Genomic DNA, 13,695 nt, shown 5'->3' with positions numbered 1-13,695 from the left:
CGTGAGCCATTTCTGGCACGACACCAAAACAGGTTCATACAGACATTGGTAAAAACCGTGCCAACTTTCGCGGATGCAAAGGGTATTAAAAAACCTTTTTCCGTTTACTAAAAATATAGGCAGCTGGGTTACAACAGGTGTGTAATTTTAGATTAACAACTCAACTCCGCCGGTTATACCGAACGGTGTTTGTAAACTTTTCCCTGTAGATGACTTCTGTTACTGGTCAGTTTACTCCATTGCCAATGGGTCCGTATCTGAATCGGATCAAACCCTGGGTGACGGTTATCTGTACGGCTTATAATCATCAGCGTTACGTAGAAGAGGCCCTTCAATCGGTTGTAGAACAGGATTATCCGAACGTAGAGCTGATCGTTATCGACAATGCCAGTACAGACGCGACGTCCGGGTGTATCAGTCGGTTTGCCCGGCAACACCCCAATCTGCAGTTTCTTCAAAACACAACGAACGTAGGCCTGAACCGCGCGTTCAACCAGGGCCTGTCACTGGCGCGGGGCCGGTATATTATTGACCTGTCCGCCGACGATGTGCTTCTGCCCGGCCGCATCTCGAAGCAGGTTGAGCTGTTCGAACGGCTGTCGGGGCCCTACGCCGTCGTCTTTTCCAATGCGGACTATATCGACGAACAGGGCCGACGGCTTTCGTCCCACTACCCGACAGACCCACGGGGGCGGTCCAGTACGGTAGTCCCCTCCGGCAACGTTTTTCGTAATGTGCTGGAGTCTTATTTCATCTGCACCCCGACGATGATGATCCGGCGCGATGTGCTGAACGAGCTGGGCGGCTATGACGAATCACTCGCCTACGAAGATTTTGACTTCTGGGTTCGGTCAGCACGGCTGTATCACTATGCCTATCTCGATGAAGTACTGACGCTGAAACGGCAGCTACCCGATTCACTCGCGGCTCAGGTTGTCAAGCCCGATAACGCCTTACTCCATTCGTCGCTGATCGTTTGCCAGAAAGCCCTGGAGCGGTGCCACACGGCGGATGAGTACCAGGCCCTGGCCAGCCGGATTCGGAAATTTATTCGCAAAGCCTATTACGCTGAACAGTACGGGCTCGTTCGGCAGTTTGGCCGTCTCCTGAACCGGATCGAACAGCCGGGACTGCTCACCAAAGTTGTCCTGGCACTCAGTTGCTTACAGGTGCCCGTTAACAGCTTATATCGGCACTACGCCCGGCAGGCCTTTGCGTTGCCCAGCCGACAGTAAATTCGTTCCTTGCAGGTCAGGATGTAGTCTTACTCCCGCGAGGTCAGTAGGGTCAGAAACACAAGGGTGTTATCTGTCGTTACCACAACACCACCTGCTGCTCCCTATCCCGAACGAATATGGCTGCTGAATTTTTGAAATTATATCCTAAAAACCCTGACCTGCGCCGGATTGAACAGGTTGTCAAAGCCCTGCGCAACGGAGCCGTCGTCATATACCCCACCGATACCGTTTACGGCATGGGGTGTGATATTCATAATGCGCGTGCTGTTGAGCGGGTGGCCCGCATCAAAGGGATCAAGCCAGCCAAAAACGACTTCTCATTCATCTGTTACGACCTAAGCCACATCGCCGATTACGCGCGGGTAAGCAATCAGGCCTTCAAAGTGATGAAACGGCTATTACCCGGTCCGTTCACGTTTCTGCTGGAAGCCACGAACAACGTACCGAAGCTGCTCAACACCAACAAGAAAACCGTGGGCATACGGGTACCCGATCACGATATACCCAGACAGATTGTTCACCAGCTCGAAAACCCCATCATTACCACCTCCATCCGCGACGAAGATGAAGTCATCGAATACTCGACCGATCCGGAACTGATCTACGAGAAATTCAGGAATCAGGTCGATATCGTGATCGATGGCGGCTACGGTGGCAATGTGGCCTCGACTATAATTGACGCTACCGACGACGAATTTTCTATCATCCGTCAGGGGCTTGGTGAATTTATTCTTTGAAAAGTTACCACAAGATTCTATACTTGCATGATAGGGTTAACGCACTCTTAACTGGCGATTAACCCTTTTTTTGTGTCTACAGGCAATCAACTTTCTTTTTATAGCATGCGTTTTTTACTGGCCGCTAGTACTATACTGGCCCTCAGTCACCTGACTGGCTGTTCTTCCGAATCAAAACAGGCAACGTCCGGGCAGTTGACCGCCGAAGCCTCGGCCAAACCAACTGCCTCCTCCGACTCATCGGGCACACCAGCCCCTAAACCAGCAACGGCCTCCCGGCCCGCCAATGCCGTTTCGACCGGCGACTCTACCCTCGATTCGTTGACCTACGCGCCGACCGGTGCTCTTTTGCCTAACAAACGCATCTTTGCCTATTACGGTAATCCTCATTCCAAAAAAATGGGGATTCTGGGTAAGTACCCTAAAGAGGAGATGTTGCGCCGGCTGGACGAAGAGATCAAGAACTGGCAGAAAGCCGACCCAGCTACACCCATCCAGCCAGCCCTGCATCTGGTAGCCACCTCGGCCCAGGGCGCCCCGGGCAAAGACGGCGGCTATCGCATGCGCATGTCGGACAAAACCATCAAGAAAGTGCTGAAGTGGGGGAATGAGCACAAAGCTATTGTCTTTCTGGATATTCAGCGGGGCCATGCGCCACTGGGTCCCGAGATGGCCTACATGGAAAAATACCTGAAACTCCCCTTCGTTCATCTAGGCATCGACCCTGAATTTTCGATGGTAACCGGCGCAAAGCCCGGCACCAAAATCGGAAGCTACGATGCTGCGGATATCAACCAGGCCGTACAGTTTCTGAGCCGTATCGTGAAAGAGAACAACCTACCTCCCAAAGTACTGGTCGTTCACCGCTTTACGCAGGGCATGGTCAAGAACTACAAAAACATCAAGCTCGACCCAAACGTACAGATCGTTATGGATATGGATGGCTGGGGCCCGCCGGTACTGAAGAAAGATTCGTATCATGACTACATTCAGAAAGAACCGGTTCAGTACACCGGCTTCAAACTGTTCTACGAAAACGACTTCCGCAAGCCCGGTTCGCGCATCATGACCCCCGCCGAAGTGCTGGCCCTGACGCCCAAGCCGATGTATATCCAGTACCAGTAGACCCGGTAGTAGCCAAACAGAAAAGGCCCGTCAGCAATTGACGGGCCTTTTCTGTTCTATATATGGGCAATCAGTAGTCAGCTGTCCGACCTACCGATTCTCGACCAATGCTTTGAACTCATCGACCGTTACTTCCTGCGACACAATGGTCAGCTGGGTTTTGGCGTACTCGATTACCTTATCGTCATAGACCCGGTTAAACGTGCTGGTGTAGTTCTGGCCGTTATTCTTCTCATCCATGAGGTAGTTACGGGCAATCCGATCAATGGTTTTATCCATTTCTTCGTTTTCGCTGCCCATAAAGCCGAACTGTTCCCGTACCATCTGGCGGGTTGCGTCCAGTACCTCGTCAAACTCAACTTTTATATCCGCGTTTTCAGCGATCTTGTTTTTGATCAGCTGCAGCTTTACCGATTTGGTGAAGTCGTCGTACTGCTCGTCGATCTGCTCGGGGGTAAACTTGCCTTCGTTCACTTCGAGCAACCAGTTTTTCAGGAACTCGTCGGGTAGCAGAATCGGCGTGTTATCGATCAGGTTTTTTTCGATGTCGAGCCGCAGGAGCTGATCGGCTTCGCGGGCGTAGTTACCCCGAATGACTTCGGCTACTTTCGTGCGGAACTGCGCTTCGTCCTCGACCGCACCGGCACCCAGCACCTTGTCGAAAAACTCCTGGTTCAGTTCGGCCGGCTCATGCCGGGTAATGTCGTCGATCGTGAAGTTGAACTCACCCGTCAGGGCAGCGGCTTCTTCTTTCTTCACGCCGGTAGCGTTGGCCCGAGCCTTCTCGTCGGGGAATGCCTGCTCCAGTACGAAGCTGATAACGTCACCTTTTTTCTTACCCACAAACTGACCTTTAGCGTCTTCAGCCATTTTGTCCATTGGGAAAGCGGTTTTGGCCGAGAACGGCTCACCTGACTCGGGCGTGCTGGTCTGAACCAGTTCGCCGTAAATCGTATCGGTTTCGCCTACTTCTTCGCCATGAGCGTGACCATGGAAACGCTGCTGCAGGTCAGCAATAGTGTTACTTACTTCGGTTTCACCAGCCTGAATCTCGTAGCGGGTTACGCTGGGCAGTTCGGCAAAATCGATGTTGAATTCCGATGCCAGGCCCAGTGTATAACTGAAGGCAAAATCGGTTTGGTTATCCCAGTCGATGGCATCTGCCTGTTCGCGGTTCGGAACGGGATCGCCAACGACCTGAAGTTTGTTTTCGCGGATGTACTGGCTCACGGTCCGGCTAAGCATCGAGTTGATCTCGTCGACCAGAATGCTTTTGCCGTACATTTTCTGCACCAGCGACGCAGGTACGTGACCAGGACGGAATCCTTTCAACTGAACCTTACGGCCGTAATCTTTCAGTTTCTTATCGACTTCGGGCTTATAGTCAGCCGGGGTAAGCGTAATTTTCAGCGAAGCGTTGGTGTCGCTGGCTTTTTCGAGCGTAATGTCCATGATGATTGCTATTTAGTGATTGAGCGATTGAGCGATTGGGTGAGAGTGGCTTCTGGTAGGAATCGCTCAATCACTCAATTACTCAATCGCTCAACGTACTTTGTACGGGCGGAGGGACTCGAACCCCCATGCCTTGCGGCACCAGATCCTAAGTCTGGCACGTCTACCAATTTCGCCACGCCCGCAGGTGGTGAACAGTTGACCCAGTCTGATTAACGGCCTTTTCAGGCCAAGCCAACCGCGCTGTTTAACTGTTTCGGCCCGCAAAAGTACGAAGAATCTGCAAATCGCCAAGCGCCTACCTCCATGTTTTATTTTTATAAGATAGCCCGTCGATTTTAGATTATTAATTTGTTATCTTGGTAGTACGAGTACAACCAAAGGCCATTCCTGAATAGACGCCAACTATGATCCATGCAATTGAGTCCCGGCCCAGTGTCGAACCCGTTATCGACCTGGAGCAGGAACGACAGGAAATTTTAAAACGGTACCGACGACTGCTGCGCTCAGCCAAACCGATGTTGAAAGACAACGACGCCAAGCTGATCAAAAAAGCGTTTAACACCTCGGCCGAAGCCCATAAAAACATGCGCCGGCGGTCGGGCGAACCTTACATCTACCACCCGCTGGCCGTTGCTCAGATTGCCGTTGATGAGATCGGCCTGGGTACTACAAGTATCGTAGCCGCGCTACTTCACGATGTCGTTGAAGATACGGATACTACCATTGACGATATAGACCGGGCATTCGGGCCCAAAGTAGCCCGCATTATAGACGGTCTGACCAAGATTTCGGGTATCTTCGAGTATGGCACGTCGCAGCAGGCCGAGAATTTCCGGAAAATGCTGCTCACCCTTTCGGACGATGTTCGGGTCATTTTGATCAAGCTCGCCGACCGGCTGCATAACATGCGGACGCTCGACTCGATGCCCCGCGACAAGCAGTTGAAAATTGCGGCTGAGACGATCTATATCTATGCCCCCCTCGCCCACCGACTGGGCTTGTACGCCATCAAATCGGAGCTCGAAGACCTCTACCTCAAGCACGTAGAGCCGGAAGCCTATAAAGACATTGCCCGCAAGCTGCGCGAGACCAAGATTGCCCGCGACCGGTTTATTGGCCGGTTCATCGAACCAATTGAAACTGACCTGACCGATACCAACATCAAATTCGTGATCAAAGGTCGGCCGAAATCCATCTACTCGATCTGGACCAAACTTAACAAGTCGAAGAAGCCGTTCGAGGAGATTTACGACCTGTTTGCGGTTCGGATTATCCTGAACGTACCCCCCGAAGAGGAGAAAGCGGCCTGCTGGCGGGCGTATTCGATCGTTACCGATCATTATAAACCTAACCCGGACCGGTTGAAAGACTGGATCAGCACCCCCCGCACCAATGGCTACGAGTCATTACATACCACGGTAATGAGTAAGTCGGGACAGTGGGTAGAGGTGCAGATCCGTACCGAACGGATGAACGAGATTGCCGAGAAAGGCTACGCAGCTCACTGGAAATATAAAGGAAATGATACCCAGACCGGGGCTGGGATCGAAGCCTGGATCAGCCAGGTGCGCGACATGATCGAGTCGGCCAGTAACGGTGACAAAAAAGCCGCCATTGAATTTGTCGATGACTTCAGAAGCAATCTTTACAGCGAAGAGGTTTTTGTCTTTACCCCCAAGGGAGATCTGAAGGTTCTGCAGCGTGGCTCTACGGCCCTGGATTTCGCGTTCGACATTCACACGCAGATTGGTGCCCGCTGTATGGCCGCGAAGGTGAACAACACGCTGGTACCGCTGAGCCACGTACTTCAGAATGGCGATCAGGTCGAAGTCATTACCTCCAACCGGCAGAAGCCCTCGGAAGACTGGCTGCGGTTCGTAGTGACGTCCAAAGCCAAGACGAAGATCAAAGACCTCATCAAAGAGGAGAACAAACGCTACGTGACCGACGGGCGCGAGCTGGTCAATAAAAAGCTGCGGGTGCTGCGGGTAGAGATGTCTAACGAGGTCATCAACCAGTTGCGGGCCTATTTCGGCTCTAAAACCACCGACGATTTCTTTTACCGGGTTGGCAAGGGGCATATCGATGTCAGCGAGCTGAAGAAGTTCAAGGCCGACAAGGAAGCCCGGGAAAACCGCGCCAACAAACTCAACACCGATGCGCTGCCCGATGCCAAGGCCTTCGTAAAAGAACTGAAGAAAATCCATGGCGAACGGGCCGACGCCGACATGCTGCTGATCGGCGAGGATATGGACCGCATCGACTACACGCTCTCCAAATGCTGCAACCCCATTTCGGGCGACGACGTATTTGGGTTCGTAACCATCAACGACGGCATCAAAATTCACCGCGTTACCTGTCCGAACGCAGTCGAGTTAATGTCGAATCATGGCAATCGGATCATCAAGGCTAAATGGACCAGCCAGAAAGAACTGGCCTTCTTATCGGGTCTGCGCATTACCGGTACCGACCGGGTGGGCCTGGTCAACGACGTGACTCGAATCATCAGTAACGAGCTGCACATTAATATGCGCTCCGTCACCATCGATTCTAAAGACGGTATCTTCGAGGGGAATATCCGGCTCTACGTTCACGATACCGCCCACCTCGAAACCCTCATGCGTAAGCTGGAGCGGGTACAGGGCGTTTTTGAAGTAGTCCGTTTTGACTCCTGATCAGCTTTACTTACGGGATTTGGGGTGCGGCAGTCGGGCAGATCATATCCTGCGACAACTTCCGTAAACCGAATCCCGTAAACCTTACTTACCTTTGCACTTTCAACCAACCGGAACAGACATGACTGCGCCGACTCAATCTAACTTAGAATCCGCCCGGATGATTTTTACGGCCTACCTTGAACGGAAAGGCCTCCGTAAAACCCCGGAACGATTTGCCATACTCGAAGAGATCTACAACCGTCAGGACCACTTCGATGTCGACGAGCTGTATATCTCGATGAAGAACAAAAAATACCAGGTCAGCCGGGCAACCGTATACAACACCCTGGATGTTCTGGTCGACTGCGACCTGGTTACCAAACACCAGTTTGGCCGTAACCTGGCTCAGTACGAAAAGTCGTATGGCTACCGCCAGCACGACCACCTTATCTGCACCGACTGCCACAAGGTGATGGAGTTCTGCGACCCCCGCGTGCAGAATATTCAGAACATGGTCGGCGACATGCTGAAATTCAACGTCATGCACCACTCGCTGATTTTTTACGGCTCATGCCAGCGCGATCCCTGCGAAAACCGGCATGAGTCCAATAAAGATGCGGCTGGGATCGAAGCGGCCGGTATGGAACGCGCGGATGAAGAGGTATCGGTCAGCAGCAGGCAGTAAGGCATAAGCACAACCGTTTGATTAGAGAAGCCATGTTCGTTTAAGCCAAATGCATCTCGCCCAGTTAAATATATCCCGTATGCTGGCGCCAACGATCGAACACCCGATCATGGCCGATTTTGTGGCACAACTGGCAACCATCAATGCGCTGGCCGAGCAGAGTGAGGGGTTTATCTGGCGACTTACTGGTGAAGGAAACGATGCCACCAGCCTCCGCCCGTTTGACGACGATCGCATTATCGTCAACATGTCGGTATGGCAATCCCTGGAGCACCTGCAGGCTTTTGTTTTCCGAAGTATGCATACGGCCGTCATGAAAAACCGAGGCAAATGGTTCGAGAAACCTAAAGAGTCGATGACGGTGCTCTGGTGGGTACCGACCGGCCACCAGCCTACGATCGAGGAAGCGAGAGCCCGACTGGAACACCTCAACGCTTTTGGCCCCAGCCCCAGGGCGTTCACATTCCGAAACACATGGCCAGCAACCGATCTGGCTCCCTTGGACGAGTCATCAGGTCGTACCTTCTCATAACCGTCGCTCCACTATGCAGCACGGTTTCACAGCGATAACGAACGATATAAACGCGTTAATTTTATTTCAGGTGTAATGGTAGATGTTTTATTAGGCCTCCAGTGGGGCGACGAAGGAAAAGGTAAAATTGTGGACGTACTGGCTCCACAGTATCAGGTTGTAGCCCGGTTTCAGGGTGGTCCCAATGCCGGACATACGTTAGAGTTCGACGGTTTCAAGCACGTATTGCACCAGATTCCTTCCGGAATTTTTCGCAACGACATTCTGAACATCATCGGCAATGGCGTTGTACTGGACCCGATCGTTTTCAAACGTGAAATTGACGGGCTGGCCAAATTCAACCTGCCCCTCACCCAAAACCTGCAGATCTCGAAGAAGGCATCGATCATTCTACCTACCCACCGCCTGCTCGATGCAGCCTATGAACAGGCAAAGGGAGAATCGAAAATAGGGTCGACCCTGCGCGGCATTGGTCCTACTTATCAGGATAAAGTAGCCCGTCAGGGTCTACGGGTTGGCGACATCCTGTCTCCTAACTTCGCCGATAAATACAGCCGTCTGGTCGCTATTCATAAAGTGATTCTGGAGCAGAACAACTTTGACTTTGCTTCCGTATTACCCCAGTCCGAAGAGGAATTCTTTGCGGCTGTTGACTTCATGAAGCAGTTTCAGCTCACCGACAGCGAATACGCCGTAAACGAAGCTCTGCAATCCGGCCGGAAGGTGCTGGCCGAAGGCGCTCAGGGCTCCCTGCTCGACATCGATTTTGGTTCCTATCCGTTCGTTACCTCCTCCAACACCATGACAGCAGGCGCCTGCACGGGTCTGGGGGTAGCACCCGGGCGTATTGGGGAGGTATATGGCATTTTTAAAGCCTACTGCACCCGGGTCGGCAGTGGCCCCTTTCCTACCGAACTGTCGGACGCCACCGGTGAGCAGATTCGCCAGGAAGGTCGTGAATTCGGCGCCACAACCGGTCGGCCGCGTCGGTGCGGCTGGCTCGACCTACCGGCGCTCAAGTATGCCATCATGATCAACGGTGTAACGCAGCTGGTGATGATGAAGGTCGACGTGTTGAATATTTTCAGCGAAATTTTGGTGTGTACGCACTACCAGATGCCAGACGGTACCGTCACTGAACACCTGCCTTACGATATGACCGATGTTGAGCTGAAGCCCATCTACAAATCGTTTAAAGGCTGGCAAACCGACCTGACCGATATTCACTCCTTCGATGACATGCCGGAAGCCCTGGCTAACTATGTCCATTATCTGGAAGAGTCGCTGGGCCTGCCGATCAGCTTCATATCTACGAGCCCCGACCGCGAAGCCATCATTCATCGGCAGACGGCGGGAGTCCTGTAAGTCGATCCATCAACTGGGAGCCTGATCGGTTCCGTGATAATACGTTTCTCTAAAAGTGCCCGGTTGCAGCGTCAAAGCCAGCTGCAGCCGGGCACTTTAGTTTTCTGGACTGCCAGTTCGGTGCAGCCTATCGTTTTTCGAATTGGTATCCCGTTTGTTTACCCCGTGTCAGGCGTTTGATTGTCACCCTGAATTCTCATACGCCCTTGAAAAGGCAATAGCTGTTGACGCCGGCGCCCGGGGCTCGCTCGGCTTTTTTACGTACTTTTGGTAGTAAGCAGGTCCTGTTTTGTTTCCTTATGTCAGCGAAAGCCCTTTACCAGACCCTCTATCAGTCCGATCAGCTCTTCCGAATACCGAACGAACGCTGGAGTCCCGGACCGCTGGCGAGCGTTCTGGCAGACATTCCGGTTCCTGAACCCGCCCCGGCCCTTACCCCAACGATTGATCTGATCAGCGCCCTGGATGAACTGGCGGCCCACGCGCCTGCCCCGGAGCACGAAGCCATCCTGGTCGATTCGGCCAACCTGATCGTGTCGCCCCTGCCAGTCGATACACCGTCGGTGCCGTTACTAATAACTCCCGAGCCGCTGCCTCCTCAGGCACCCCGCCCTACTGTTCCGTCTGTTCACCCCCCCGCTCAAAACCAGGCTCGCATGTCGCCCATCAATCATAAAGTGCTTCTGCTGGCCGACGAAGAGCTGGACCCCAGCAACCTGCTGTTTCTGGAGAAAATACTGAAAGCGGTTAACCTGAACATCGATGGGGTTGACCTGCTCAACCTACACGGGGTACGAGATATAGACTTCGCGGAGCTGGTTCACGGCAAGAAGATCCATCATTTTATAACGTTTGGCGTACCCTTCAGCCGAATTCACCTCGATATTGCCATGGACCGGTACCAGCCTGTTCGTTTCTTCGGCATCACGTTTTTGATGGCTGATTCGCTGCCAACTATCGAAGCCGATCAGCAACTGAAAAAGCGGTTGTGGGCAGCCCTCCAACACATTTTCATACAACGGTAACGCTATGCCTGAACCCGCTGCGCCACCGGCCTCCCTTCGCCGAGTCCTATCGACCACCCAGCTCTGGGCGATTGCCGTTGGCATGGTGATCTCGGGCGAGTATTTTGGCTGGAACTACGGCTGGGCCGTGGCAGGCACGGTAGGCTTCCTGATTGCTACGCTGATCGTAACCGTACTGTATCTGACATTTATCTTCAGCTATACCGAACTGACAGCGGCCATTCCGGATGCGGGTGGTCCCTTCGCCTACGCTTTCCGGGCGTTTGGCCCCACAGGAGGCTTTGTGGCGGGTTTTGCTACCCTGGTCGATTTTCTGATGGCGCCACCCGCCATTGCGGCTGCCCTGGGCGCCTATGCCCATTTTCTCAATCCGGCATTGCCCGTTCTGGGGGTGGCCGTAGCTTCCTATGTGGTCTTTATTGGTGTGAATATCCTGGGCGTGCGGGAGTCGGCCAACTTTTCCGTTATCGTGACAGTGCTGTCAGTGGTCGAGTTGCTGGTATTTATGGCACTGGTGGCCCCCGCTTACAAAACGGAGAACCTGCTGGCTCACAACGACGGCTTTGGCATTGGCGGGGTGTTTGCGGCCCTGCCGTTTGCTATCTGGTTCTATCTCGCCATCGAGGGGGTGGCCATGGTTGCCGAAGAAGTGAAAGACCCTGTCCGTACCATTCCGCGCGGTTATCTGCTCAGTATCGGCACCCTGGTCCTGCTCGCGCTCGGGACCATGATTTTGTGCGCTGGGGTGGGTGACTGGCGGCAGCTCAGTCAGATCGATTATCCGTTGCCCGAAACCCTGGCCATGGTGCTGGGCCGACAGAATTCCTGGGCCAAGGTTTTTGCCGGACTGGGCCTGTTTGGGTTGATCGCTTCGTTTCATGCCAATACGCTGGGCTACTCGAGGCAACTATTTGCCCTGGCGCGGGCTGGCTACCTGCCCCGGTTTCTGGCAACGGTCAATGGTCGTTTCCGAACCCCGCACTGGTCGTTGATTGGTGGTGGCCTGATTGGATTGGCCGCTTTATTTTCGGGCACAACCGGTGAAATCATCACCCTGTCAGTAATCGGTGCGCTGGTTATGTACCTGGTCAGCCTGCTCAGTCTGTTCAGGTTGAGACGTTCAGAGCCGGGCCTGGAGCGCCCATTTCGTACGCCGTTTTACCCCGCTGTTCCCTTAATAGCTCTCCTGCTGTCGGTGGTTTGCCTGCTGGCTATTTTCTGGTATAATCCCGGATTGAGCCTGTTGTTTGTAGGGCTGCTGCTGGTAGGGTACAGCTTGTTCCGCTGGCTCTATTTCCGAAATAACCCCCCGGTTTCGACACCTATTTCCGACTAACATTTGCTTCGATGGGGCACTATTCACGTATTTGAGGGCGTTTTCTATAAACGCACCCTTAACCGGTAATGAATAACCGGACAGAAAATGTGAACCCAGAACGCATGGAACCAACCAATCATCCTGACTTTCAGCACGGCTATGCCAGCGGTCTAGAGGGGGTCGAACGAACGAATTACGAAGGCTACCTGTCCAGTCAGGTAAATACCAACTGGCTGACGGACCGAATAAATGAGAAACGAAACGAACTTGTCAATCTGGATCGACATATCGCCCAGACTACCGAAGATAACCGCGCGGCCTATGCTGAGTTGCAGAACCATACCGTACAGGTCGAGCGCCTGTCCAGACAGGTCAGACAACACGAATCAAATCGGGAGGCTATAGAAGCCGAGCGCGATGCCTTACGCGAACGACGGGTCAAAAACACGCCCGATTACTCACTGCTGGCCGGGCTACTGTTTCTGGTAGCTGGCATTTCATTCCTGGCGGGCGACCTGATCATCTCGCACGAAATCGTTGCTTATGCGCTCAACATCAGAAACCCCAACGAAGCCTGGGCGTTTGCTATTGGTCTGGCCATGGTGTCGATTCTGCTCAAACCTGCTTATGATCGACTGATCGAGAAGCCCTACCAGGAGAATCCCGAGCAAAATCAGCGTAAATATGAACGATTCAAGATTGCGCTGGCTTTGTTTGCCGTGCTGACACTGGCCGTACTGGGCTGGTTCAGGTACGAAGCTTATCGGACTGATCAGCTCAAATCAGCCATCAATAAATCGATTCGACAGCTTCAGCTAAGCAGCGACCCCACAGCCGCCACACAGACTCTTGATGCGGCCACACTGGCTAAAATAGAAAAGCAACTATCTGAGTCGAGTGAGTTGAACCTGGCTCTTGTCAATAGTCCATGGGCCTTGCTATCGTTTGTACTCAGCGGTATTTTGTTTGCGCTGGCTGGCGCGGTATGTCTCGGTATCGCCCTACCGGTACTGTCGGCCTTCTGGTTCCGCTGGTTGCAGGCTGATATCAAACTGGGCAAGCTTCGGCGTCGACTAAAACGGGTAGAGAAAGAACTCAGCCCGCTGGAGGCCCAACTGGCCGAGCAGAACAGTCGGCAAAATGTGTTGCAGCATAATCTTGACCTGCTCGCCGATCTGAACGAGCTACGCGACCAACGACGCGCGCTGACCACCGAACTTACTGAGCTGCTCTCTGAGCTAAAATTGGCCCAGACGGACAGCCGCATCAGTAATTTCAACGATGGTTACGGCCAGGGCGAAGCTATCCGAACCGTACTCAACGACGATGAACAACGTCAGCTGCGTAAAGACCGACTGGTTGTGCGCAATCGGGTAAACGGGAGCCATCCGGCCGAACACGCAAACGGCACGAACGGAAAAGCATCGCTTCCCAAATCGTACCAGCCAGCCGAGACCCTTCCTTCCGAAGGTTTGTAGCCCATCCTTTCGGACGGTTCGCCAGCCCTATCGCCTTAGTCAGTCTAGGTACATATCGTGCCGGGCCGACTAAGGCTTTT

The 13,695-nt window shown here is 53.2% G+C and carries 11 protein-coding genes and 1 tRNA gene; 10 read left to right on the top strand and 2 right to left on the bottom strand.

Translation table 11 applies throughout. From position 1 onward, the window contains the following. The first annotated feature begins 209 nt into the window (after positions 1-209). From EQG79_RS11150 to EQG79_RS11140, 3 genes are all read left to right on the top strand, one after another. Positions 210-1,235: a glycosyltransferase family 2 protein gene (locus tag EQG79_RS11150; protein WP_236648892.1), complete on the top strand. Its 1,026-nt coding sequence runs from the start codon at positions 210-212 to the stop codon at positions 1,233-1,235. A 119-nt stretch (positions 1,236-1,354) separates the two neighbouring features. Then, positions 1,355-1,975, top strand: coding sequence for an L-threonylcarbamoyladenylate synthase (locus tag EQG79_RS11145; protein ID WP_077923444.1), 621 nt, complete (start codon positions 1,355-1,357; stop codon positions 1,973-1,975). A 105-nt stretch (positions 1,976-2,080) separates the two neighbouring features. Next, positions 2,081-3,100: a hypothetical protein gene (locus EQG79_RS11140; protein WP_170315651.1), complete on the top strand. Its 1,020-nt coding sequence runs from the start codon at positions 2,081-2,083 to the stop codon at positions 3,098-3,100. Between the two features lie 90 nt (positions 3,101-3,190). On the opposite strand, the gene tig is transcribed toward EQG79_RS11140, so the two are convergent. Both tig and EQG79_RS11130 read right to left on the bottom strand, forming a co-directional pair. Further along, complete coding sequence (tig, locus tag EQG79_RS11135) at positions 3,191-4,552, bottom strand: trigger factor (protein WP_129601502.1); 1,362 nt, start codon at positions 4,550-4,552, stop codon at positions 3,191-3,193. Between the two features lie 103 nt (positions 4,553-4,655). Next, positions 4,656-4,737, bottom strand: a tRNA-Leu gene (locus tag EQG79_RS11130). Positions 4,738-4,959: 222 nt separating this feature from the next. Between EQG79_RS11130 and EQG79_RS11125 the strand changes: the two genes are divergently transcribed. The 7 genes from EQG79_RS11125 to EQG79_RS11095 all read left to right on the top strand — a co-directional run bounded on the left by EQG79_RS11125 (position 4,960) and on the right by EQG79_RS11095 (position 13,615). Beyond that, positions 4,960-7,230: a RelA/SpoT family protein gene (locus EQG79_RS11125; protein ID WP_077923446.1), complete on the top strand. Its 2,271-nt coding sequence runs from the start codon at positions 4,960-4,962 to the stop codon at positions 7,228-7,230. Between the two features lie 121 nt (positions 7,231-7,351). Next, a complete protein-coding gene (locus EQG79_RS11120; protein WP_129601501.1) occupies positions 7,352-7,897 on the top strand; it encodes a Fur family transcriptional regulator in 546 nt (181 codons plus the stop codon). A gap of 49 nt (positions 7,898-7,946) precedes the next feature. After that, a complete protein-coding gene (locus EQG79_RS11115; protein ID WP_129601500.1) occupies positions 7,947-8,429 on the top strand; it encodes a DUF3291 domain-containing protein in 483 nt (160 codons plus the stop codon). A gap of 75 nt (positions 8,430-8,504) precedes the next feature. Further along, positions 8,505-9,794, top strand: coding sequence for an adenylosuccinate synthase (locus EQG79_RS11110; RefSeq protein ID WP_077923449.1), 1,290 nt, complete (start codon positions 8,505-8,507; stop codon positions 9,792-9,794). Positions 9,795-10,093: 299 nt separating this feature from the next. Further along, positions 10,094-10,819 carry a hypothetical protein gene (locus tag EQG79_RS11105; RefSeq protein ID WP_077923450.1) on the top strand — a complete coding sequence of 242 codons (726 nt, stop codon included), beginning with the start codon at positions 10,094-10,096 and terminating at the stop codon, positions 10,817-10,819. 4 nt (positions 10,820-10,823) lie between these two features. After that, complete coding sequence (gene eat / locus EQG79_RS11100; RefSeq protein WP_129601499.1) at positions 10,824-12,155, top strand: ethanolamine permease; 1,332 nt, start codon at positions 10,824-10,826, stop codon at positions 12,153-12,155. A 104-nt stretch (positions 12,156-12,259) separates the two neighbouring features. Next, entirely contained in the window at positions 12,260-13,615 is a 1,356-nt protein-coding gene (locus EQG79_RS11095) for an AAA family ATPase (protein ID WP_129601498.1), read from the top strand. The last annotated feature ends 80 nt before the right edge of the window (positions 13,616-13,695 follow it).

The organism is Spirosoma sordidisoli (assembly GCF_004138325.1).
Taxonomy (GTDB): Bacteria; Bacteroidota; Bacteroidia; order Cytophagales; family Spirosomataceae; genus Spirosoma; species Spirosoma sordidisoli.
This window is presented reverse-complemented; position numbering and strand designations above follow the sequence as displayed.

Excerpts from the sequence above, each read along its gene's own strand:
- EQG79_RS11140 (WP_170315651.1), top strand. The coding sequence starts at position 2,081 with ATGCGTTTTTTACTGGCCGCTAGTACTATACTGGCCCTCAGTCACCTG.
- EQG79_RS11105 (WP_077923450.1), top strand. The coding sequence starts at position 10,094 with ATGTCAGCGAAAGCCCTTTACCAGACCCTCTATCAGTCCGATCAGCTC.
- eat (WP_129601499.1), top strand. The coding sequence starts at position 10,824 with ATGCCTGAACCCGCTGCGCCACCGGCCTCCCTTCGCCGAGTCCTATCG.
- EQG79_RS11145 (WP_077923444.1), top strand. The coding sequence starts at position 1,355 with ATGGCTGCTGAATTTTTGAAATTATATCCTAAAAACCCTGACCTGCGC.
- tig (WP_129601502.1), bottom strand. The coding sequence starts at position 4,552 with ATGGACATTACGCTCGAAAAAGCCAGCGACACCAACGCTTCGCTGAAA.
- EQG79_RS11115 (WP_129601500.1), top strand. The coding sequence starts at position 7,947 with ATGCATCTCGCCCAGTTAAATATATCCCGTATGCTGGCGCCAACGATC.
- EQG79_RS11125 (WP_077923446.1), top strand. The coding sequence starts at position 4,960 with ATGATCCATGCAATTGAGTCCCGGCCCAGTGTCGAACCCGTTATCGAC.
- EQG79_RS11095 (WP_129601498.1), top strand. The coding sequence starts at position 12,260 with ATGGAACCAACCAATCATCCTGACTTTCAGCACGGCTATGCCAGCGGT.
- EQG79_RS11150 (WP_236648892.1), top strand. The coding sequence starts at position 210 with ATGACTTCTGTTACTGGTCAGTTTACTCCATTGCCAATGGGTCCGTAT.
- EQG79_RS11120 (WP_129601501.1), top strand. The coding sequence starts at position 7,352 with ATGACTGCGCCGACTCAATCTAACTTAGAATCCGCCCGGATGATTTTT.
- EQG79_RS11110 (WP_077923449.1), top strand. The coding sequence starts at position 8,505 with ATGGTAGATGTTTTATTAGGCCTCCAGTGGGGCGACGAAGGAAAAGGT.